20 protein-coding genes are annotated in these 21,227 nt (G+C 69.8%); 9 read left to right on the top strand and 11 right to left on the bottom strand.

Going from position 1 to position 21,227, the window contains the following annotated elements; translation table 11 throughout:
* Window positions 1-61: 61 nt before the first annotated feature.
* The 5 genes from LDL48_RS10570 to LDL48_RS10550 all read right to left on the bottom strand — a co-directional run bounded on the left by LDL48_RS10570 (window position 62) and on the right by LDL48_RS10550 (window position 3,345).
* Complete coding sequence (locus LDL48_RS10570) at window positions 62-715, bottom strand: uridine kinase family protein (RefSeq protein WP_225254871.1); 654 nt, start codon at window positions 713-715, stop codon at window positions 62-64.
* 137 nt (window positions 716-852) lie between these two features.
* Entirely contained in the window at window positions 853-1,206 is a 354-nt protein-coding gene (locus tag LDL48_RS10565; RefSeq protein WP_225254870.1) for a hypothetical protein, read from the bottom strand.
* Between the two features lie 89 nt (window positions 1,207-1,295).
* Window positions 1,296-1,481: a hypothetical protein gene (locus tag LDL48_RS10560; RefSeq protein WP_225254869.1), complete on the bottom strand. Its 186-nt coding sequence runs from the start codon at window positions 1,479-1,481 to the stop codon at window positions 1,296-1,298.
* Window positions 1,482-1,647: 166 nt separating this feature from the next.
* On the bottom strand, window positions 1,648-2,892 hold the full coding sequence (locus tag LDL48_RS10555; RefSeq protein WP_225254868.1) for an RNA polymerase sigma factor: 1,245 nt from the start codon (window positions 2,890-2,892) through the stop codon (window positions 1,648-1,650).
* Window positions 2,893-2,904: 12 nt separating this feature from the next.
* Entirely contained in the window at window positions 2,905-3,345 is a 441-nt protein-coding gene (locus LDL48_RS10550; protein WP_225254867.1) for a YciI family protein, read from the bottom strand.
* A 246-nt stretch (window positions 3,346-3,591) separates the two neighbouring features.
* Between LDL48_RS10550 and LDL48_RS10545 the strand changes: the two genes are divergently transcribed.
* The 7 genes from LDL48_RS10545 to LDL48_RS10515 all read left to right on the top strand — a co-directional run bounded on the left by LDL48_RS10545 (window position 3,592) and on the right by LDL48_RS10515 (window position 9,395).
* Entirely contained in the window at window positions 3,592-4,122 is a 531-nt protein-coding gene (locus LDL48_RS10545) for a VanZ family protein (RefSeq protein WP_225254866.1), read from the top strand.
* A gap of 402 nt (window positions 4,123-4,524) precedes the next feature.
* Window positions 4,525-5,232: a DUF4360 domain-containing protein gene (locus LDL48_RS10540; RefSeq protein WP_225254865.1), complete on the top strand. Its 708-nt coding sequence runs from the start codon at window positions 4,525-4,527 to the stop codon at window positions 5,230-5,232.
* A 181-nt stretch (window positions 5,233-5,413) separates the two neighbouring features.
* Window positions 5,414-6,055 (top strand): DUF4360 domain-containing protein, encoded by a 642-nt coding sequence (locus LDL48_RS10535; RefSeq protein ID WP_225254864.1) that lies wholly within the window; start codon window positions 5,414-5,416, stop codon window positions 6,053-6,055.
* A gap of 140 nt (window positions 6,056-6,195) precedes the next feature.
* Window positions 6,196-6,645 (top strand): DoxX family protein, encoded by a 450-nt coding sequence (locus tag LDL48_RS10530; protein ID WP_225254863.1) that lies wholly within the window; start codon window positions 6,196-6,198, stop codon window positions 6,643-6,645.
* Between the two features lie 102 nt (window positions 6,646-6,747).
* The gene (locus LDL48_RS10525) at window positions 6,748-7,710 is read left to right on the top strand and encodes a threonine ammonia-lyase (protein WP_225254862.1); all 963 of its coding nucleotides are present in this window, start codon (window positions 6,748-6,750) and stop codon (window positions 7,708-7,710) included.
* A gap of 87 nt (window positions 7,711-7,797) precedes the next feature.
* Entirely contained in the window at window positions 7,798-8,154 is a 357-nt protein-coding gene (locus tag LDL48_RS10520; RefSeq protein ID WP_225254861.1) for a YciI family protein, read from the top strand.
* Window positions 8,151-9,395 (top strand): RNA polymerase sigma factor, encoded by a 1,245-nt coding sequence (locus LDL48_RS10515; protein ID WP_225254860.1) that lies wholly within the window; start codon window positions 8,151-8,153, stop codon window positions 9,393-9,395. The genes LDL48_RS10520 and LDL48_RS10515 overlap by 4 nt, the downstream gene beginning before the upstream one ends.
* Window positions 9,396-9,408: 13 nt before the next feature.
* Here the strand turns inward: LDL48_RS10515 and LDL48_RS10510 are convergent, their stop codons facing one another.
* Entirely contained in the window at window positions 9,409-10,233 is an 825-nt protein-coding gene (locus LDL48_RS10510; protein ID WP_225254859.1) for a sugar phosphate isomerase/epimerase family protein, read from the bottom strand.
* Between the two features lie 88 nt (window positions 10,234-10,321).
* Here LDL48_RS10510 and LDL48_RS10505 point away from each other — a divergent pair, with 88 nt between their 5' ends.
* Window positions 10,322-11,272 (top strand): AraC family transcriptional regulator, encoded by a 951-nt coding sequence (locus LDL48_RS10505; protein ID WP_225254858.1) that lies wholly within the window; start codon window positions 10,322-10,324, stop codon window positions 11,270-11,272.
* Here the strand turns inward: LDL48_RS10505 and LDL48_RS10500 are convergent.
* The 5 genes from LDL48_RS10500 to LDL48_RS10480 form a co-directional block, all read right to left on the bottom strand.
* Entirely contained in the window at window positions 11,248-11,787 is a 540-nt protein-coding gene (locus LDL48_RS10500) for a hypothetical protein (protein ID WP_225254857.1), read from the bottom strand. The two genes, LDL48_RS10505 and LDL48_RS10500, sit on opposite strands and share 25 nt — an antisense overlap.
* Before the next feature lie 26 nt (window positions 11,788-11,813).
* The gene (locus LDL48_RS10495) at window positions 11,814-12,272 is read right to left on the bottom strand and encodes an SUKH-3 domain-containing protein (RefSeq protein WP_225254856.1); all 459 of its coding nucleotides are present in this window, start codon (window positions 12,270-12,272) and stop codon (window positions 11,814-11,816) included.
* Between the two features lie 174 nt (window positions 12,273-12,446).
* Entirely contained in the window at window positions 12,447-12,770 is a 324-nt protein-coding gene (locus LDL48_RS10490) for a hypothetical protein (protein WP_225254855.1), read from the bottom strand.
* A 709-nt stretch (window positions 12,771-13,479) separates the two neighbouring features.
* Window positions 13,480-13,974 carry an SMI1/KNR4 family protein gene (locus LDL48_RS10485; RefSeq protein ID WP_225254854.1) on the bottom strand — a complete coding sequence of 165 codons (495 nt, stop codon included), beginning with the start codon at window positions 13,972-13,974 and terminating at the stop codon, window positions 13,480-13,482.
* A gap of 16 nt (window positions 13,975-13,990) precedes the next feature.
* Complete coding sequence (locus LDL48_RS10480) at window positions 13,991-20,086, bottom strand: polymorphic toxin-type HINT domain-containing protein (RefSeq protein ID WP_225254853.1); 6,096 nt, start codon at window positions 20,084-20,086, stop codon at window positions 13,991-13,993.
* 268 nt (window positions 20,087-20,354) lie between these two features.
* On the opposite strand from LDL48_RS10480, the gene LDL48_RS10475 reads away from it, so the two are divergent.
* Window positions 20,355-21,137 (top strand): L,D-transpeptidase family protein, encoded by a 783-nt coding sequence (locus LDL48_RS10475; protein WP_225254852.1) that lies wholly within the window; start codon window positions 20,355-20,357, stop codon window positions 21,135-21,137.
* Window positions 21,138-21,227: the final 90 nt, after the last annotated feature.

Genomic DNA, 21,227 nt, shown 5'->3' with positions numbered 1-21,227 from the left:
CGAAGTCGAGGCGTCACCCTATCGAATGGACCGGTCCGGGGTCGATGCCGCTGACCACCGGTTACGCCATGATCACAAGCTCGGTCTCCGGGTCGTGCGGCAGCGGCGGGGTGCCGGCCACGACGAGGTCGGCGCGTTCCCAGGGCTGGTCGGCGAGCAGGAACGGCACCTCCTCGGCCGCCCACTCCTGCCATTCCCGCTCCGCGACGGCCACGTCCAGTCCGTCGCGCTCGACGTCCCGTCGCACGCCCCGCCGTTCGGCCTCGGCGAAGTCCGACTGCACCCACACCGCGACGTCGATCAGGTGCGCCACCTCACGACGGGACGCGCCGACACCCTCCACGATCACCGTCGACGCGGTCCCCGGTACGTCGATGTGGCCGGTCCGCCCGCGCGCCGCCCAGGCCGGTGGCTGATAGTGCACCTCCTGTCCGGCGTGCAGCGGCCGCAGGATGCCCTCGATCATCAGGTCGTCCCAGCCGAAGCGGGAATGCCACCACGCCACGTCGTCGGTGTGCACCACCGCGGCGCCGGCGATCCGTTGCTGCAGCCGGGCGGCCAGCGTCGACTTGCCACTTCCGCCGCGGCCGTCGACGGCGATCACCCGCGGTCGCGACGGCGGGCTGCCCGCCGCGGTGACCAGTGTCCGGGCGACGAGGTCGAGCCGTTCCACCCGCCAGGGGCCAGCGGCCGGTTCACCGGGACCGAGTCTCATCACCCAGTCATACCCGTTCCGGTGCGCGGCGATCGTGTCGATGCGCCATCGCGCGGGGGAACCGGGGTCGATGTCCCGGCACCGCAGGGGCCGGGCGACGGCGCGCCGCCCACCCGGCCGGTCCGCCGCCGTCCCGTTCAGGACCCCGGGTCCGGGCGTGGCCGTGGCTGCTTTACCCGGTCCCGCTCCGGGAGGTAGGTGCCGGCACTGCTGCGCAGGAAGCGCTCCAGGGCGGTCACCTCCCGCACGTCGGCGAGCCGCTCGCGGCGGTCGGCGGCCCGGTCCCGAAGATCGGCCGCGCGGTCACGTTCGTCGGCGGCGCCCTCCCGGCGGGCGACGTCGCGTTCCCGGCGCGATGCCAGGATGTCCCATTGACGCTCGCGCCGTTCGAGGTCCTGCTCCCGTGTGTCGAGCTGTCTCGCCCGCTCGTCCGGCGTGGGACCCGGTGGTTCCGGCTCGTCCGCGGCTCGCCGCGCACGTTCTCGGCTCATCCAGCCACTATTACCAGCAGGCAGGTCCGACCGCGAGCACCTCACCGGGGACCGGCAAACCGGGCGCGCACCGGCGATCATCGGACCGGTCAGGCCGGCGTGCCGTGCCGGTCCACCCGGAGCGGCCGGCGTGCCGTGCCGGCGGGCCGCCGGGTCAGGGTCAGGGTGACCCGCAGGTTGTCCGGGAAGACGGAGAACGCGCTGCGCTCGGTGACCGGGCCGGCGGACGGGTCCGGCCGCAGGTCGAACTGCTGGGCCACCATCGCCGTGATCATGGTGGCCTCGACCATGGCGAGGGGAGCCGGGCCCAGCGCATCTTCGTGGCCGCCACGGTGCTGGCGCTGCGCGGCATCGGGTGCGACTACTGGCTGGTGTGGCGCAGGTATCCCCACCGGGCCGGGCGGCGGCCGTGACCCAGGACCGCGCTCGGCGCACGACCGGTCAGCGTTCGGCCTCCGCCGCGGCCGCGCGTTCCAGCAGCAGGGCCCGTTCCCGGCGGGTCGGCGCCAGTTCCGCCGCCCGTTCCAGCTCGGCGGCGGCCTCGGCGTGCCGGCCGAGCCGGGTCAGCAGGTCGCCGAGGACCGCGCCGAGCAGGTGGTGCCGGGCCATCCGCGGGTCGGCGCGCACCGGCGCCAGCGCGTCGAGCGCCGCCTGCGGCCCGTCGGCGTGCAGCACCGCGACCGCCCGGTTCAACAGCACCACCGGCGACGGCGCGAGTTGGGCGAGCGCGTCGTACAACGCGACGATCGCCTCCCAGTCGGTGTCCGCGAACGTCCGGGCCCGCGAATGGCAGGCCGCGATCGCCGCCTGCACCGTGTACGGGCCGAGCGGCCGGCGCAGCGCGACCGCCCGGTCGAAGGCCGCAAGCCCGTGCGCGACGAGCGTCCGGTCCCAGCGCGACCGGTCCTGGTCGGGCAGCAGCACGTCCTCCCCGGACGGTCCGGTACGGGCCCGGAACCGGGACGCCTGCAGTTCCATCAGCGCGACCAGCCCGTGCGCTTCCGGCTCACCCGGCAGGTGCCCGGCGAGCACCCGGCCCAGCCGCATCGCCTCCTCGGCCAGGTCCCGCCGCACCCAGGAGTCGCCGGACGTGGCCGCGTACCCCTCGGTGAAGACCAGGTAGATCACCTCGAGCACGGTGGAGAGCCGGGACGGCAGCTCGTCCGCGCCGGGCGTCTCGAACGGCACCCGCGCCTCGGCGAGGGTGCGTTTGGCCCGGGAGATGCGCTGCCCGATGGTCGGCGACGGCGCCAGGAACGCTCGGGCGATCTCGTCGGTGCTCAGGCCGCCGAGCAGCCGCAGGGTGAGCGCCACGCGGGACTCGCGGGGCAGCACCGGATGGCAGGTCATGAAGATCAGCGGCAGCACGTCGTCGCCGATCGTGCCCGGCTCGGGCTCCGGCAGGACGCCCGAGCCGAGCGGGTCTTCGGCGAGCAGCGCGTACTTCTCGTCCCGGGACCGTTCCCGCCGGATCCGGTCGATCGCCTTGTACCGGGCGGTGGTGTACAGCCAGCCGGCCGGGTTGGCCGGGATGCCGTCCACCGGCCACTGCTCCAGCGCCAGCACGAACACGTCCTGCGCCACCTCCTCGGCGAACCCGAGGTCGCGGGTGAGCCGGGCGAGCGAGGCGGTCAGGCGCGCGGACTCCATGCGCCAGACCGCCTCGATCGTCCGCCGGGTGTCCATCGCCGCGGTCCCTCAGCCCTCGCCGTGCTGTGCCTTGATCTCGGCGGCGAGCTTCTCCTCCCGCTCCCGGAGTTCCGGGGTCAGTTCGGCGCCGAAGTCCTCCATCTCGAACAGCGGCCGGATCTCCAGCGTCGCGGTCACGCCGTACTTGGGGTCGTTCGGGCAGCGCTTGGCCCACTCGACGGCCTCTTCCAGCGATGCGACCTGCCAGATCCAGTATCCGGCGATGATCTCCTTCGACTCGGTGAACGGCCCGTCCACCACCGAGGTGGTGCCGCCCTCGAAGACCACCTTGGCGCCGGCCGCGCTGGGCTTGAGCCCTTCGCCGGCGAGCATGATGCCGGCCTTCACCAGCTCCTCGTTGTACGCGCCCATCTGGGCCAGCATCTCCTGGGTGGGGGCGATCTTGTCTTCGTCCGCGCCGTGACCCTTGATCATGACCATGACCCGCATGTCGACTCCTCTGTGTCATCCGATGGTGGGGCGCGCTGACCGGCCCCTCACCCAGACCTCGAACGGGCCGGGCCGGTTTTCGACAGTCAACCCAAAGAAATTCTCCGGTACCCGCCGCGCCGCGCCCACGCTCGGGTGAATGCGACCCGCCGAACCCCTGCGGCGACATAACCCATTACCGTACGCCTCTTTCATCCCGGGCGCCCCGGTCCGGGCCGGCCGCACTGCGGCTGCGAGAATGACGGAGTGCTGACCACCGAGGATTTGTGGGGGTTCGTCACCGGGCCGGCTCCCCTCACGGTCCTCGCCATCACGCTGGTGGTGGCCTGGCCCGCGGCCCGGTGGATCGCCGGCCGGACCGGCAGCCGGCCGCTCGTGGCCGCCCTCTTCCTCCTCTGGGTCGGCATCGTGGTGGCGCTGACGCTGACGCCGAGCGACCCGGTCCCGGTGCCGCCGCACTACCTGGAACAGATCGGCCATCCCCGGCTGGTGCTGTCGCTGCTGACCGCGGCGCCGTCCGACGCCGAGCAGGTCGCGAACATCCTGCTGTACGTGCCGGTCGGCTTCCTGGCCCGGCTGGTGTGGCGGCGCACCGTCCCGGCCGCGCTGATCGGACTGGTGCTCACGGTCGCCATCGAGACCTGCCAGTACAGCATCATCGGCCGGGCCGGCTCGATCACCGACATCCGCAACAACACCGCCGGTGCGGTGATCGGCGCGCTGCTCGGGGCCACCGTGCACGGTGGCGCCCAGTGGTGGAGATCCCGCCCCCGGTAGGCGCCCGCACGGTCACCGTGCGACACCGCGCCCTCCTCCATGTACCGGCACGGGCAGGCCGGTCGGCTGGTATGGGACTCGGCCGAACGGCCGAAACCGGGAGCGCTCCCACGGCCGTCCGGGGGGTCTGAGCAGCAGGAATAGAAATAGACAGGAGTCAGTACAGATTGCGGCTCAGACATTGGCTTGTGTGAATGAACACAGTGGTGCATGCTCACTACAGCCGGTGGGGGATTCGCCACCGACCGATGCAGACGCCACACGACGGCAACGCATATCGACCCGATCGCCGAACAAGCGACCATTGCCGAATCGACCTTATTGCCGCACCGGCGCGGAAGTCAAACGGCGCGTCGTGAGCGCAGCTGTCTTCGGTACATACAAACGCCCTTAGCTCGCGCTATGTCACCGTCGACCGCGAGCGGACCACACCTGTCCCGACCGCTTGTCGGCGGTCGATTCCTGCCGCATGAATTGGGAGGAACCATCGTGTTCAATCTGCTCGCCGCTGCTGGCATGGCGGCATCGCTTCTGGTGGCACCCGCCGCCCCGGCCGCACCCGAAGCACCGACCCCGGAGGGCATCACGTTCTCCGTGGTCACCGTCAATGGTTCCGGCTGTCCCGCCGGCTCCACCCGAGTGCGCACGTCCCCGGACGGCACGTCGTTCTCGGTGCTGTACAGCGACTTCGTCGCCGAGGACGGCGCGCATGCCGGCGCCACCGAATTCCGCAAGAACTGCCAGCTCAACCTGCTCGTCTCCATTCCGCAGGGCTTCTCCTACGCGATCGCGCAGGTCGACTACCGCGGCCACGCCAGGCTCTACTCGGGCGCCTCGGCGACGCAGAGCGCGTACTACTACTTCACCGGTCAGTCGGCGACCGCCGAGACGAACTACTCCCTGAGCGGCCCGTACAGCGGCCGGTGGACCAACTCCGACGCCGCCGAGGTCGCCGTCTACTCGCCGTGCGCAGAGCAGACCAACTTCAATATCAACGCCGATTTGCGGGTACGCGCCGGCTCCGCCGAAGCGTCCCGGAATTGGATCTCGATGGACCGGGCCCATGGTGAGGTGGAAAACATCTACCACCTTTCCTGGAAGCGCTGCTAACACGCACTGCTGACAGGAACCCGGTGTCTGGGGGCCGGCCCAAATCGTGGGTGCCGGGCAGTTTGCCCGCCGTAGACACGGTGTCGAACAGCTGCGACGCCGTTGAATGCCCCATCGCGTCCCGCGCCGGTGCCGTCGCCGTCGCCGTCGCTGGACGCCGTCGAAGGAAAGCGGAGGACTCATGCTCAATCTGATCGCGGCCGGCAGTCTCGTCGCGTCCCTGCTGGTTTCCCCGATCGTTATCGACCCCGGACCCTCGGTGCCGGACGAGCAAATCACGATCGATGTGATCACGGTCAACGGTTCAGGCTGTCCCGCGGGAACCACCGCGGTGGCCGTGGCTCCCGACAACACCGCCTTCACCGTCACCTACAGCGAATACTTCGCCCAGGTGGGCGTCGGCTCCGTCCCCAACCAGGCCCGTCGTAACTGCCAGCTGGCGGTCGACGTGCACGTGCCGGGCGGCTTCACCTACGCCATCTCCAAGACCGACTACCGCGGGTACGGCTCACTCGCCAAGGGCGCGTCAGCCACCCAGATGGCCCGCTACTACTTCCAGGGCCAGTCGCCGACGTCGTACGCAAGCCACGCCTTCCGCGGCCCGTTCGACGACAACTGGCAGACCAGTGACGAGGTCGAGATCGCCTCGCAGAGTTGGTACCCCTGTGGCGAACAGCGGTACCTGAACATCAACACCGAGCTGCGGGTCGCCGCCGGCACCTCGGACGTCAAGAACACCACCAGCGTCATGTGGATGGACTCCACCGACGGCAGCATCTCCACGAAGTACCACTTCAACTGGAAGCGCTGCGACGAGGACTGACGCAAGTCTCGGCGGCGGGTGTCTGGGGCACCCGCCGCCTAGTCGTATCCCTAAACATCGATACTCATCATTGTCTTGTCGGCGGTAGACACTCTAAGCTTCAAGCATTCGTGGGTCATACTCGCCGAAGGAGCTCCAAAGTGTCCAGTCGATTCGCGCCCCAGGTTTGGTCTCTCTTCCGCATCGTGGTGGGCCTGCTGTTCCTCTGTCACGGCCTGGCGGCCGTGTTCGGCCTGCTCGGCGGACACCGCGGCACCGGTAATGCCATCGAGGCCGGCACCTGGCCCAACTGGTACGCCGGCGTCATCCAACTGGTCTGCGGCGCGCTGGTGCTGGTCGGCCTGGCCACCCGGCCCGCCGCCATCCTGGCCTCCGGCTCGATGGCCTACGCCTACTTCGTCGTGCACCAGCCGGACGGCCTCATGCCGATCCAGAACGGCGGCGTCAACTCCGCGCTGTACGCCTGGGCGTTCGTCACCATCGCCGTGCTCGGCGCCGGCCCCTGGTCACTCGACGCGCTCATCGCCCAGCGCCGCGGCGAGCGGAGCGCCCCTGCCCCGGAGCGTCAGCTCGCGCAGAGCCGGCCGTAACCCCGCGCACGACTCGTCCCCCATCCCCGGAGTGCCTCCCCCGCGTTCGCGAGCGAGGCACTTTCGGTGTGTACCGCGGACCCGTGCGATACGTTGCTGATCATGCCCACGACCCGCCTCGATCTCGGACGGATCCGTGCGGCCCGCCCGGACATCGACCCGGTCTTCCGCGACACCCCGCTGTACGAGTGCGACCCGTTGGGACGCGCGCTGGGCTGCACCGTGAGCGTCAAGCTGGAGACGGCGAACCCGGTGCGCAGTTTCAAGGGCCGCGGCACGGAACTCGTCGCCAGTCTGCTGGCCGGCCAGGGCGGCACCGCGGCGGTGTGCGCCAGCGCCGGCAACCTGGGCCAGGCACTCGCCTGGTCCGGCGGCCGCCGCGGACTCGACGTGACGGTCGTGGCGTCCCGCCGGGCGCCCGCCACCAAGCTCGACCGGATCCGTGCGCTGGGCGCCGAGCTGGAGCTGGTCGACGGCGACTTCGAGGCCGCACGCGAACGAGCCGGGCAGATCGCCCGGCAGCGCGGCATCCGGCTGGTCGAGGACAGCCTCGATCTCGAGACCTGCGAGGGCGCGGCGACCATCGGCCTGGAACTGGCGAACGGGACGCCCGCCTTCGACGCCGTACTGATCGCCCTGGGTGGCGGCGCCCTGGCCACCGGCGTGGGCCACGCCCTGAAGTTGCTGGCACCGGACGTCGAGGTGATCTGCGTGCAACCGGCCGGCGCACCGGCGATGACCCGGTCCTGGCACGAACGCCGGATCGTCACCACCGCATCCACCGACACCATCGCCGACGGCGTCGCCGGCCGATTCCCCATCCCCGCGGTCCTGGACGACCTGCTCACCGTGGCCGACGACGCCGTACTGGTCACCGAGGCGTCGATCGTCGCGGGCATGCGGCTGCTCCTGGAACACGCCGGCCTGGTCGTCGAACCCTCCGCGGCGCTCGGCGTCGCGGCCGTCCTGGAGAACCGGGACCGCTTCGCCGGCCGCCACGTGGCCACCGTCATCTGCGGCAGCAACGTCGACCTGGACGCCTACCACCGCTGGATCGGCACCTGAGCCGGGCGGATGTCGATCTGCGCCGGGCGTCACTCGTCGTACTGATAGAAGGCCCCGCCCGGGGCCCGAGGTGATGGGACCTGTCACATGGCGAAGTACATGCTGCTCATCTACGGCGACGCCGAGCAGTGGGAGGCGATGTCCGCGGAGCAGGCCACCGCCCATTCCGCCGCGCACGCCGCGTTCGCCGCCGAGGCCGGCGAGCGGGTACTCGGCGGAGAGGAACTGGAACTCGCGCCGACCGCCACCACGCTGCGCTCCGACGCGGCCGGAGCACTGATCACCACGGACGGGCCGTTCCTGGAGACCAAGGAGGCGCTGGGCGGGTTCTACCTGCTCGAGGCCCGGGACCTGGACGAGGTGATCAAGCTGGCGTCGCAGCTGCCGGAGGTGCGGGCCGGGCACAGCGGCGTGGAGATCCGCCCGGTGGTGGACCACGGATGACCGACGAGGTGGCCGCGGCGGTCGCGCAGGCGCACCGCCGCAGCTGGGCCCAGGTGCTGGCCACCACCGCCCACCTGACCCGGGACCTGGGCCTGGCCGAGGAGTGCACCCAGGACGCGTACGCGCGGGCGCTGCAGACCTGGCCGGTGAGCGGCATCCCGGACCGGCCGGGTGCCTGGCTCACCAACGTGGCCCGGAACCGGGCGCTCGACGTGCTGCGCCGCGAGTCGGTGTTCCGGCGGTCGCTGCCGTTGCTCGTACCCGAGGAGTCTGTGCCTGGGCCGGAGGACGCCCTGGTCGAGGACGACCGGTTGCGGCTGATCTTCACCTGCTGCCATCCGGCGCTGTCGCCGGAGGCGCAGATCGCCCTCACGCTGCGGCTGGTGTGCGGGCTCTCCACGGCCGAGGTGGCCCGCGCGTTCCTGGTGCCGGAGGCGACCATGGCCGCCCGGATCACCCGGGCCAAGAAGAAGATCTCCGCGGCCCGCATCCCGTATCAGGTGCCCGCGCCGGAGCAGTGGGGCGAACGGGTCGACGCGGTACTGCAGGTGGTGCACCTGATCTACACCACCGGGCACACCGCGCCGGCCGGCGCGCACCTGCTGCGGCGGGACCTGGCCGACAGCGCCGTGGGCCTGGCCCGGACGCTGCACCTGCTGATGCCGAACGACGCCGGCGCCACCGCCCTGCTGGCGCTGCTGGTGCTCGTCGACGCCCGCGCCGCCACCCGCACGTCGGCGACCGGGCGGCTGCTGCTCCTCTCCGAGCAGGACCGCACCCGCTGGGACCGGGCACTGATCGCCGAGGGCGTCGCTCTGCTCACCGAGGCGCTGCGCCGCCACCCGCCGACCCGGTTCGCCGTGCAGGCGGCTATCGCCGCGGTGCACGCCGAGGCGCCGAGCTGGGCGGCCACCGACTGGGCCGAGATCGTCGGGCTGTACGACGTCCTGGTGCGGCTGTGGCCCGCCTCGGCGGTGGTGGCCCTCAACCGGGCCGTCGCGGTCGGCATGCGCGACGGCCCGCAGGCCGGCCTGGACGCCCTGGAGCCGCTGCTGTCCGACCCGTCGCTGGCGACCTACGGCTACCTCAGCGCCGCCCGGGCCGACTTCCTCCGGCGGCTGCACCGGTGGGCGGCCGCCGCCGAGGCGTACGAAGAGGCCATCGCCCTCACCGACAACGAGGTCGAACGCCGCTTCCTCGCCGACCGGCTGAGCGACGTACGCAGACACCGGCCGGCCTGACCCCGGCGAGCCGCTAACCCACCCGCTCGAACAGCGCCGCGGTCGCCGCCACCGTGCGCTTCGCGTTCTCCCGCGGCGCGAGCCGGCGCAGCGACTCGGACAGCACCTCGACGGAGACCGGCACCTCGGCGCCGGTCGCCCGCAACGCGGTCACCAGACCGGCGAGGTCGAAGTCGCCCTCGCCCGGCAGCAGCCGGTCGTTGAGGCAGTCGTCGAGCAGATCCGCCCGCGGCGTCGCCCGCCCGTCGGTCAGCTCGAGGCCCGCGACGTGCCGGGCCGCGACCGCCTTCACCACCGGCAGCGCGGCCGGGTCCCGGAACACGTGCCAGGCGTCGAAAATGAGGCCCACGCCGGGGCGGTCGACCGCGCGGATCAGGTCGTGGGCGGCCACGTGGTCGAAACCGGGCAGCACCACGACCGGCTCGAGGGCGATCACCGTGCCGTGTGCGGCGGCCCGGTCGCACAACCCGGCGAACCGTTCCGCCAGGACGTCCGCGGGCGGGAGTTCGGCCGGCGGGATGAGCAGCACCGCCGTCTTGATCCGGGGTACGCCGAACGTCTCCGCGTGCCGGAACAGCGATTCCTCCGGTTCCCGGTCACCGGCGAACCAGCCGAACATCGCCTCCAGTTCCATCAGCCGCACGCCGTGACCGTCCAGCAGGTCCCGCACGGCGGCCGGTGACCGGTCGGCGATCAGCCCGTCCAGCTCGGCCGCGGTCGTGGCGATCCCGGTGGCCCCGGCGGCGGCCACCGCTGCCACCCGTTCGGCGAACGGGTAGCGCGGCGGCTCGGTGGGCAACGCACCGGCCAGATGCAGGTTGGTGAACACGAGTTCCATGGCGCCCGACGGTAGGCGACGCGCCGGTCCCCGGATGGAAGCTGGACGCCGTCCGATGGAACGTCCGTGCCAGGTGTTTGATGGAACGATGAGCACCTCGCGCGGCACCCACCAGGTGGACACCGCACGCATCGACGACGACACGTACCGCGACTGGAGGGCGCGGATGGGCGACGGCTTCCCCCTGCCCACGATCACGCAGGAGGGGACCCGCGCGGCCCGGGTGCGCAGCCGGTCGACCCGCGCCCGCGACGTGGCCGTGATCGATTTCCACACCACGGCACGGGTACGTGCGGGCGGCTCCACCGGCGCCGGAGAACTGCGGCTGCACCTGGTCCGCCGCGGAAGCTGGACGTTCCGGTACGGCCGCGGCGCCGCCCCGGTCCAGGCCGGCCGGTTCGTGCTCGGCCGCTCGACCGGCTCGACCGGCTTCGACGTGGCCCCGCACACCTCCGCTCGCACCGTCGGGCTGCCGCCCGGCGCGATCGCACTGCCGGGCGCCGACCCGCACGTCGCCGGATCGGCCACCGACCCCGAGGTACGCCTCCTGCTGGCCCACACCAGCCTGCTGCACGAAACCATCGACAGCCTCACCGAGCCCGGGCTCGTGGCGGCCCGCGACGCGCTGGTCGAACTGGTCCGTGGCGTCCTGTACCGCTACGTCGCCGGCAGTGAGCCGGACCTGGCTCCGGCGCTCGCCCGGGCCGCCCGCGACCTCGCCGACCGCCGCCTCACCGACCCCGACCTCACCCCCGCGATGCTGGCCCGCGACCTGCACGTCTCGGTGCGGACGCTGCACCGCGCGTTCGCCGCCACCGCCGAACCGGTCGCCGCGTACATCCGGCGCCGCCGCATCGAGGAGGCCCACGCCGCACTCACCGCACCCCGCCCCCTGCCGGTCTCGGTGGTCGCGGCCCGCTGGCAGTTCGCCGACAGCAGCCACTTCGTCCGCGCCTTCCGCCGCCACTACGGCCACACCCCGGCCCGGTACGCCCGCGACGCGAACGCCCGCCGTCAGTCCGGCACGTCGAACTCGTAGGACAGCGGCTCGGCCAGGCCGGCCATCCGGACCCCGCGCGCGTACAGAGCCCGCGCCCCCGGCGAAAAATAGTGATCGGGCGCGCTGCCCCTGATCCCGGTGGCCCCGTTGACGACGTGCGCACCCTTGTGGAACGAGGCCGCCATCGACTTGCGTATCCGGCGCCACCCGGACAGCGACTTCAGGTCGTCGGTCAGCGCCTGGAGCACCGACTCGCCGAGCACCGAACCGGACTCGCGGCCCAGCAGGATGCTCAGCCCGGTCGGGTTGTCCCCGATCAGACCGAACGGCCCCGGCGACTCCACCTCGATCGGGTAGCAGCTCAGCAGGATGCGGCCGACCGAGTCGGGGATCTCCAGCGCGCCGGAGACCTGTCCGCGCGCCACGACGGCGCTGCGGTGTTCGGGGGTCAGCGTCTCGTACGCCAGCCACAGGCCGAACTCGTTGACCCACTGGCCGGCCAGGTGGGCGACTTCGTCTCGACGGGCGTGGAACTGAAGGTTCAACGTCGCCATGGACCTATACCTCACTCCCGCACCACTCAGTTGAAGGTTGCGCCGGTCGGGGGTGGACTCAGCCTCTCCGGCGCAACCCCGGTTATCAGTTGCTCCAATGCCAGGTCCACGCTTCCGTGCCGCAGCACTGCGGTCGCCACGAGGTAGACGACGGATTGTTCGTCGATCGCCAGGAAGAACTCGCCCTGTCCCACCTCACCGAGGGGGAAGAACCTGTGTCCGTACCTGTCCGAGAGATCGGCGAACCTTTCCTCCTCTCCGACCGCGAGATCCGGATCGAACTCGAACGGCTCTCGTACGCAAGTGGTTCCGGGGCCGTCGATGTCCACGCGAAGGCCGCCGAACTCCGTCAAGAAGTCCTCTGCCGCAGCGTGCCAATCGAACTCCGGCACCGACGCCTTCCATCGTGAGATGTCGACGCGTCGGTGCGGGACCCATCCGGCACGTCGAAGGACGTGCTCGACTCCAGCGGTGAAACGGGTCATCGGTCGGCCTCGCCCCCGGAGCAGGTAGCGAGCGAGGCGTTCGCACCGCCCGGCTGGTAGGCGGCATGGAACCGCTCGAACATCAGATCTCCATCGGTTGGCACCTGAACCTGCTCCGCACCAGGTCAGTGCCCCGGGCTACGCAAGACAACCGGGGCACTGCACGGGGATTAGCTAGATGGGCTCACCTGCCACGCCGCTGAATCCGACGAGACCCTTCTCGTTCGCCATGGACAGGATCTCTGCCAAGTAATCCAACTGCCGAACGGACAGAGTCAGGAGCACATACTTCATCGCGTCATCCGGACTGTCTTCCAGGTCGAACTCCGAGGGCTCCAATACATCTTCGATGTCGGGCCAACGCGCTAACAGTTCCTCGCGGAACCGCATTACGCCCGAGTTTGGAGTCAGGTCGCTGGTGTCGCCCTCAGCAAGCTTGTCGAAGATCTCCTCGGGGTCACCCGCGCCGCGCCACCAGAAGCCAAGATCACTACTCACGACGTCATCATAAGGGAAATTCCTGCCAAGTTATGAATTGGAGTGCAAACCAAATCAGTTTAGGATTGATCTATCCAGACCAAGAATTCTCGCGGTTTCTTCGCTCCGAGGAGGTCGCCGATCGGCGACCTCGACACGGACTCCACCTGAGCATAGGACTCGTGCTCCCCATTTCTGTCAACAACCTCTAGTTGTCGCACCATACTCACAACAAAGGTGGGTTCCGGAAACCAGCTAGCTTCCCCATATTGAAAGAGAAATCCGTCCGCGTCCTGGTCATCCGGGACATCAAACTCTGTCGCGGCGAACCTCCGGGCGAACTCGGTCAGCGCGGGTAAGGGCGGGCCAGCAGGAATCTCATCGCCGACAATGCTGCGAGCGATGTCGACCGCTTCGCCCACCTGCCGTTTGTTCGACAATGCAACCTCCGTATACGGCGCCCCAGAAGATGGTAAGTCCCGCCCCTCTCGCACGGGTCACGCGAGGGGGGCGGGCATAGCGTGGCTAGGGCCAATAGCCCCCTTGAAGTTGCCTTCTGACATGGCCGATCACGTCTAACGCCTCACTCCTGTTCCTGGCCCCTGCCATGAGGTCGTTGACGAAATTTGTAGTACTGGTCCATCAGTCGGCAACTGAGGTCACCGGCCAGAGCTTCCGGCCACCCGGACCAGGGCCTGCCTCACGTGTTCGGAGAGGCAGGCCCAGGTCACTAGTCCTCGTCCTCGTCCTCGTCCTCGAACTGATCGCAGGAGACGAGACCGTTGAAAAAGTCCTGAAACGAGTCGGCGATCCGACGAGGAACCCGGTCCTCGTCCACGTACACCACCGCCGGCTCACCGGTAGGACCGCTTCCCGAGTAATCCAGCATGACCGTGTCAGGACCAGCGGCGGGAGTCACCGCAATGACCACTCCGACGTCCGGGTACCCCCATTCCGAAACCAGATAGGCCGATGTGGCATCGACTCCCTCCGGATAACCGACTCCCTTGATCACATCCACCTCGAAATGGCTCGCGCTCCACGACGTCGGGAAGGTGGTAGGGAAGCAATTGTTCTTGAGAACTCCACCGTTCTGCTGGGACAGCAGACTGACATAGCTCTGCGGCAGCCTCAGCCCGAGCGCACCCTCCGCCTGCCGAACCATGTCCTCGGTCAGCGGTGGCCCGGTCCAGGGCGACGAGGGATCCTCGAATGGAGAACTCATCATTTCCCTTTCACTCTCAGCAGATTGACTGTCCACCTGTGTGGTTAGTGCTGTTATGCACCTGCATGTTCACCAGTTGCATGCGTCCACAATTCTGGTGATGATGCCAGGTCCATTTACCTCTGCGATATGCGGGGCTGATGCCCGCCGCCTTGTCGGCGAGCCGGAAGTCCTTCTTACGGTTGCCGGTCAGCGTAATGGTCACGTCCGGCACGCTCGGGTCCCGCCAGGCGGAGAAGTCCGGGAACCCGTGGGAGTCGAAGGGAACCCCAGTCACGGGATGCGTACCACCCGCCAGGTGCCCGTTGATCGGACCCACCGGGGTGCCGCCGCTGGCGCAGGCGCAGGTGGCCTTGTGTCCTCGCACAGCGCCACCACAGTTGTGCACCAGCACGGATTCATCGCCGGCCGAGACGTAGTAAGTGTGGGTGTCGTTGACGGTGAGGTTGTACACCGTCATGGCCTTCGAATAGTCCGTGGTCCTGGCCACGGTGACCGGGCGGCCTTTGGTATCGCGCAGGGTGTCGCCGACCTTGATCTCGGCGGCCGGGGTCCACCCCTTGGTGGTGCTGTACACCTTGTGCCCGGCGGTGGCGGTGATCTTCGCGGTTGCGCCGTCCGCTTTCGAGCCGGCTCCGACCAGCGTGAGTTCGACGAGTTGCTTGCCGCCCTTGCCGGTGATGGTGGCAGTGACCTGTTGCGGTTTCGTCACTCCGGTCTCGGCGTTGCTGGCCTTGACCGTGTCGCCGGGTTTCACCTTCTCGATCGGCTTGGTGCTGCCGTCGGCGAGGAGGACCGGGGTGCCGGCGACGAACGAGTTGGGCGTCTCGTCGGCGACGTCGGCCAACCGGCCAACCGCGCCGCCCGCGTTCCGGCAGCTTTCCTGTGTCACCGACTGGATTTTCTTCTTGACGCCGCTTGCCGCCTTCTTGGCGGTCGCCTTCGCCTTGCCGCCGATGTCCTTGGCCGCTGCGACCGTGTTCTCGACCTGTTTGGCCGCCGCGGTCTTGACCTTGTTGGTGGTCTCGCCGACGACCTTGGTGATGCGCGGCGGGATGTTCGCCAGGGCGGAGCGGGCGGCCTTCAGCCGTCCGTAGGCGTCGATCAGCCGGCGGCCGACGCCGATCGCCTTGATCGCCACCTTGGCGGCCTTGAACATCTTTCCCCACGGCACGGCCTGCAACGCGGTGGAGATGCAGGCGACGATGTCGCCCTCGGTGATGCACGCCTTCGCGTCATTGAAGCCGACCAGGTCGAGGATCAGATTGACGATTTCGTCGCCGATCTGCTTGACGAACCCTTCCGCCTCGTCGACCAGCTTCTTCGCGCTGAGGTATTCGGGGTTCTCCACCTCGACGGTGCCGCCGTCGGGGTTGGCGCCCTGGTCCGCGATCTCGCCGGCCTCACGGTTGTTCAGCGAGGTGTAGTACTCCACGTACGCGGCGGTCATCCCGTTGCCGACGTCGTCGTGGTCGCGGCCGGTGGGGTCGGTGAACACGGTCGGGCGGGCGTTGGTGTACGAGTAGCTCGACACCGCCGGGTCGGTGGCCGGCTGGGCCGCCGGGTCGATGGCGTCGAATCGTCCGGTGCCGGGGTCGTAGTTGCGGGCGCCCATGGCGTACCGGTCGCCCTGGCTGACGTCGTGGTAGCTGCCGGCGTACTGCAGCGGGTTCGACGGTGCGCCGTCGGAGAGCTTCTGGCCGCCCTCGGTCAGCCCGGTGCCGCGGGCGACCCCGAAGGCGTCGTAGTCGTACGACCACTCCGGAGTGCCGTTCGGGGCGACCATGCCGGACACGCCGCCGACCCAGTCGTGCAGGTACGAGTGCGCGCCACCGGACGTCAACAGCGCCAGTGGTGCGCCGCCGGGGTTGTACAGGTAGCTGCGTTCGACGTTGCCGGCGGCGCCGGTCTGGGTCTCGCCGGCCAGCAGCGGACGGCCCGCGTTGACGTCCCAGTTCCAGGTCTGCACGACCTCCTGGGCGCCGGTACCGGTGACCGCCTTGATCCGGTTCCCGACGGCGTCCCACGTGTAGTTCGTGGTCTTGGTGCCGACGGTGGCCGAGGTCATGGTGTGGTCGAGGGCGTAGGTGTACCGGTCGCTGCCGGCGCGGGTCTGGTTGCCCTCGAGGTCGTACTCGAAGGTGCGCTCGGTGGACCGGCTGCCGGTGATCCGCTCGTGGGTGAGCTGGTTCGCGGCGTCGTAGGTGTAGCTGGTGGTGGTGTTGTCGCCGGGTGCGGCGACCTTCTTGGTGGTGCGGTTGCCGACCAGGTCGTAGGTGTAGTCGGTGCGTTCGGCGCTGGCACCCGCGCAGGACTGGGCGCCGAAGCATTCCGCGGTGAGCCGGTTCGCCGGGTCGTACGTGTAGGCGGTCGCCTCCGTGCTGGTGGGCTGGCCGGGCTCACCCCTGGTCTCGGTGATCCGGGTCGGGTTGCCCACCTTGTCCAGCACGAGGTCGAACGCCGACAGCACGGTGTCGCCGGTGGTGGCCGCGATCCTGGTCATCCGCCCGGCCGGGTCGTACGAGCGGTTCTCCACCACACCGGTCGCGGACGGGTACGTGGTCTTGATCAGGTTGTCCGCGACGTCGTAGTCGAACCCGTACGTCGCCGAGTTGCCACCCTTGTCGGCGGTGAGTTCGGTGATGCGGTCACCGTCGTCGTACTCGGCGGTGATCTTCGTGCCGTCCGGGTACGTGCGGCCGGTGATCCGGTCTTCGCTGTCGTAGTCGTAGCCGAAGACCTGGTCACCGCGGACGACCTTGGTGAGCCGGTCGGTGTTGTCGTACTCGCGGGTCTGGATCCCGCTCGGGTCGGCGGCCGCGGTCAGCTTGTTCTTCGCGTCGTAGCCGTAGGTGTGGACCGGGCCGTTGTTGCCCAGCTGCTTCTTGATCAGCCGGCCCAGGTTGTCGTAACCGTAGTAGATCGTCTTGGCGGGGATGTTCGGGTCGGGCCGGTTCGGCTCGACCATCCGCGCGGTGATCTCCTCGATCAGCTGCGAGTTCGCGTCGTACACGTACTCCCGGCGCCGGCCCAGCGCGTCCGTGGTGGCCACGGTGCGGCCGGCCTTGTCGTATTCCGTCGACGACGAGCGGGTCAGCGGGTCGGTCCGGCGGATCACCTGGCCGTTCGCGTTGTACTGGTAGGTCAGCGCCTGGTTGTTCGGGGCGTCGGGTCCGATGACCGAGGTGAGCCAGTCGTTGTCGTTGTAGCCCAGCCGCGTGGTGTGGCCGTTCGCGTCGACCTGCGCGATCAGCCGGTCGTTCGCGTCGTACGTCTGCCGCGTGACGTTGCCCAGCGGGTCGGTGACGGTCTCCGGGTTGCCGGCCCGGTCGTAGCTGTACCGGGTGGTGTAGTCGTCGGCGTTGTTGCCGTCGAGGTTGCCGCGCGGTTCGGTGATCGCCACCGGGCGGCCGTCGTCGTCGTACTTCCAGGTGACCACGCCGCCGGTCGGGGTGGTCTGCCTGACCGGGTTGCCGGCCTCGTCGTACTCGATCCCGGCGTTCGCGCCGCCGCTCTCGGTGGTGCTGCCGGTGCGCCGGTTCGCGCCGTCGAACGTGCTGGCGAGGTCCTCGCCGTTCTCGTTCGTCATGCCGACCACGTTGCCGGCGTTGTCGTAGCGCACCGACGTCTTGCGGTCGAGCTGGTCGACCTGCTCGTTCGGGCGGTCCAGCGCGTCGAACGCGGTGTCCACCTTGGCGCGCTTGCCGTCCGAGCCGTACGGCCGGTCGGCCTGCACCAGGTTGCCGTTGAAGTCGTAGTGGAACCGGCTGGTGAACAGCTCGGCCTGGTCCGGCTTGGCGTGGCCCAGCGGCGCCACCTCGGTCGCCACCCGGCCGGTCGAGTCGTAGGTCCAGCTCGTGGTCAGGTTCAGTTCGCCCGGGTTCACCGTGATCGACTTGCGGCGGCCGGCCGGCGTGTACGCGGTGGCCGTGGTGTTGCCGACCGCGTCCTTGACCAGCGTCGGACGTCCGGCCTTGTCGTAGGTGGTGTGCCTCGACCCGCTCAGCGGATCCGTTTCCACGACGACCTGGCCCAGTTCGTCGAGGGTCTTCCGGTACGGCGCCTGCTTACCCGGCTGCCGTACCTCGACGATCGCGTTCTCCTCGTCGTAGGTGTACCGGGTGCGGTACTGGTCCGGGTTCACACCGGACACCGTGCCGCGCGGGTCCACCACCGAGGTCATCCGGCCGGTCCGGTCGTACGTCATGACGGTCTTGCGGCCGGTCGGCGACGTTTCGGAGAGCCGGTTGCCGTCGGCGTCGTACTCGTAGGTGGTGGCCTTGTCCCGCGGGTCGGTGCGCTTGACCACCTGGCCCTTGGTGTCGTATTCGTAGCGGTAGCCCGACTTCTGTTCCGGGTTGCGCTGGCTGGTCAGCTCGTTGAACTCGTTGTAGGTGTAGACCCACTTCTGGTTGCGGCCGTCGGTGAACGTCTTCAGGTTCCCGCGGTCGTCGAAATCGCTGGTCTGGGTGAACGAGAACGGCTCCGGCGCGGTCCGCGACTGCGGGTTGCCGGCCGGGTCGAACGTGGTCTCCTCCTGGTTGCCCTTCGGGTCGACCACGAGGCTCTTCTGCAGCTTGCCGTCGTAGCGGGTGTTGACGATGTCGTTGTTGCCGTTGCGGCTCCACAGCAGCACGTTGTCGCGGTAGCCGTCGACCACCACCACGCCGTCCGGGTCGGTGGTCGTCGCCTGCTGCTCGGCCGCGTTCCAGGCGAACGTGGTGACCGCGTTCTCCGCGTCGGTCTGCCGGCCCACCCGGCCGGCCGCGTCGTACTCGTTGAGGAGCTGCCGGGCGCCGCGGGCGTCCACCACGGTGGCCAGGCGGCCGGCGGTGTCGTAGCCGTAGGTGGTGGTGTAGCGGCGGGCGTCCTGCACCTTGAGCAGCCGGTTGCCCTCGTAGTCGAACTGGACCGCCCGCCCGTCCGGCAGCGTCACCTTGGTGACCAGCCGCAGGTCGGCCCGGGCCTCGAAGTCGGCCACCCGGCCACCGGCGTCGGTGATCTTGTCGATCACCCCCTGTGCGGTGTACGCCAGCGTCACCCCGTGGCCGCGGGCGTTCTTGATCGAGATCAGCTTGCCGGCGGCGTCGAAACGCAGCACCCGCCGGTCCGGCGGCACCAGCTGCCAGCCGTCGGACACCTTGGTCAGCTTCGCGCGCACCCCGGCCGGAGCCTGGTAACTGCCGTCCGCACCGCCGGTGTAGACCGCTTCCGCGCCGTCCTCCGCGCGTACCCGGGCGGCGCCGTTGTCCGCCGCCACCACGCTGATGTCGTAGCTGGAGGACCAGCCCGTACCGAACATGCCCTGGCTGGTGTTGCCGGACGAGTAGTAGCGGGCGAGCCGGAACGGAATGCCGTACGAGGGCATCGCGAAGTCCTGCTCCACCCGCTGGAACGCGCCGGTGCCGGTGTTGACCATCTGGGCGCGGAACGCCTGGGCCCGGACCGTCGTACCCAGCACCGTGGCGCAGCCGCAGCCGACGGCCTGGCCGGCCGGCACCGACGGCGGGTTCACCACCGTGCGGGGCCGCGCCTTCGCGGACTCGCCGCTGCTGACCTCGCCCTCCGGCTCGACCACCGTGATCGTCACGGTGTACTCGCGCGCCGGGTCGAGCACCCAGCCGTCGGCCGCGCCGAAGCTGCGGCAGAACTCGGCCGGGTACGAGCACCGGCTCAGGTCGGCCTTGTCGAGGTCGGCGGACCGCTGCTCGGCGCCGGACTCGACGTCGCGGACGGTGGCCCACCAGCGCGCCCAGGACGTCGGATCACCGTCGTCGACGTCGGCGTTGAAGTACACCACCAGCGAGGTGTCGCCCAGCAGGAAGCCGGGCCGGACGATCGGCGCGCTCGGTGCGGCCAGCTCCGCGTCCGCGCGGAGGGCCCGCGCCGTCGCGGCCCGGCGCGCGGTCCGGCCGGCGGTGCCGACCTTCTTCGGCGCACCGGCCGACTCCACCGCCGGCGGCACCGGTGGTGCCGCCTGGCCGGCGGGTAGTCCGTGGTTCGGGGTCGCCGACTTCGGCAGACCGCGGTCGACCGGGTCGGCCCCGGCCGGGGCGACCGGCGGAGCGGCCTCCGCGGGCGATAAGGGGGTAACCGCGATGAAAGCGGTCACCAGGGTTGTTGTCAGGGCATACGAAAGCAGCCGGACATGGCGCGGCACACGCATCGAGCACTCCCCCGTGGCTATGCGATTGCGAGCGGTCCCGACGCTTCCCCATCGATCTCGATCAAACAATGGATCAAACGGTTCAGGGCGCCCTCGTCCAAACGTCCTAGGTAGACAGCCCAGCTCCTACTTAACCGCTTCATCTCGATCGACACCCGGAAGGGACCACGGAATCGCGGCTGATCGACTAGCCTCCGCGTCTATGGGGAGCCGCGTGTCCAGGAGAAAGTTCATCGTGGTCGCCGCCGGAGCCGCGGCACTGGGCGCCGCCGGGGTGGTGCTCACCCACACCGCCGACGCGGCCGTGGCACCCGCCTACCACCCGACCCGGCTCAAACACGTCGGCGACGCCCAGCAGATCGTCGTGGTCACCGGCAGATCCAAGACCTCGACGTACGCGACGCTGCGCACCTATCAGCGGAACAGCAACGGCACCTGGTCCGCGCCGTTCGCCGCGATGCCGGCCCGCAACGGCTACCGGGGGTGGGTGGTGGGCGGCCGGCGGGTCCAGGACACCGGCACCACACCGCAGGGCACGTTCCGCATCACCACGGCGTTCGGGCTCAGGAAGAACCCCGGGACGAAACTGCCGTACCGGCTGGCCGACGCCAACGACTACTGGGTCGGCGACCAGAAGGACCCGAGGACCTACAACCTGGTGCAGCCCTGGGCGTCCGCGACCCGCACCTGGCGGATCAGCCAGGCGGAGCGGCTGGCCGCCTACCCCACGCAGTACGAACACGCGGCCGTCATCGACTTCAACCGCCCGGTCGCGTCGACCGTGACCTGGCACACCACCTACGCCGAATACGTCACCAGCAAGCCGGTCAGCACCCGGCTCGGTTCGGCGATCTTCCTGCACGTCAACGGCGCCGGCTCCACGGCCGGATGCGTCTCGCTGAAGCGCGCCGACATGATCAACGTGCTGAGGTGGCTCGACCCGGCGAAGAAGCCGCGCATCGTGATGGCCCCGGAATCGGAGATCGGCACGGCCTGAGCCGAGGTTCGTCATGGGCAGCTCACCGTGGCCACGCCCAGCCACCGGCGCCGCCCGGCGGCATGGTTGACTCGTGCGCCGATGCCATTG

The organism is Jidongwangia harbinensis, assembly GCF_020216025.1.
Lineage (GTDB): Bacteria > Actinomycetota > Actinomycetes > Mycobacteriales > Micromonosporaceae > Actinoplanes > Actinoplanes harbinensis.
This window is presented reverse-complemented; position numbering and strand designations above follow the sequence as displayed.

What these genes read in the sequence shown, in the direction of transcription:
- LDL48_RS10515 (WP_225254860.1), top strand. Translation starts at nt 8,151, where the DNA reads ATGACCGACGAGGTGGCCGCGGCGGTCGCGCAGGCGCACCGCCGCAGC.
- LDL48_RS10485 (WP_225254854.1), bottom strand. Translation starts at nt 13,974, where the DNA reads ATGAGTTCTCCATTCGAGGATCCCTCGTCGCCCTGGACCGGGCCACCG.
- LDL48_RS10520 (WP_225254861.1), top strand. Translation starts at nt 7,798, where the DNA reads ATGGCGAAGTACATGCTGCTCATCTACGGCGACGCCGAGCAGTGGGAG.
- LDL48_RS10570 (WP_225254871.1), bottom strand. Translation starts at nt 715, where the DNA reads ATGAGACTCGGTCCCGGTGAACCGGCCGCTGGCCCCTGGCGGGTGGAA.
- LDL48_RS10560 (WP_225254869.1), bottom strand. Translation starts at nt 1,481, where the DNA reads ATGATCACGGCGATGGTGGCCCAGCAGTTCGACCTGCGGCCGGACCCG.
- LDL48_RS10500 (WP_225254857.1), bottom strand. Translation starts at nt 11,787, where the DNA reads ATGGCGACGTTGAACCTTCAGTTCCACGCCCGTCGAGACGAAGTCGCC.
- LDL48_RS10505 (WP_225254858.1), top strand. Translation starts at nt 10,322, where the DNA reads ATGAGCACCTCGCGCGGCACCCACCAGGTGGACACCGCACGCATCGAC.
- LDL48_RS10540 (WP_225254865.1), top strand. Translation starts at nt 4,525, where the DNA reads ATGTCACCGTCGACCGCGAGCGGACCACACCTGTCCCGACCGCTTGTC.
- LDL48_RS10550 (WP_225254867.1), bottom strand. Translation starts at nt 3,345, where the DNA reads ATGCGGGTCATGGTCATGATCAAGGGTCACGGCGCGGACGAAGACAAG.
- LDL48_RS10510 (WP_225254859.1), bottom strand. Translation starts at nt 10,233, where the DNA reads ATGGAACTCGTGTTCACCAACCTGCATCTGGCCGGTGCGTTGCCCACC.
- LDL48_RS10525 (WP_225254862.1), top strand. Translation starts at nt 6,748, where the DNA reads ATGCCCACGACCCGCCTCGATCTCGGACGGATCCGTGCGGCCCGCCCG.
- LDL48_RS10555 (WP_225254868.1), bottom strand. Translation starts at nt 2,892, where the DNA reads ATGGACACCCGGCGGACGATCGAGGCGGTCTGGCGCATGGAGTCCGCG.
- LDL48_RS10535 (WP_225254864.1), top strand. Translation starts at nt 5,414, where the DNA reads ATGCTCAATCTGATCGCGGCCGGCAGTCTCGTCGCGTCCCTGCTGGTT.
- LDL48_RS10565 (WP_225254870.1), bottom strand. Translation starts at nt 1,206, where the DNA reads ATGAGCCGAGAACGTGCGCGGCGAGCCGCGGACGAGCCGGAACCACCG.
- LDL48_RS10495 (WP_225254856.1), bottom strand. Translation starts at nt 12,272, where the DNA reads ATGACCCGTTTCACCGCTGGAGTCGAGCACGTCCTTCGACGTGCCGGA.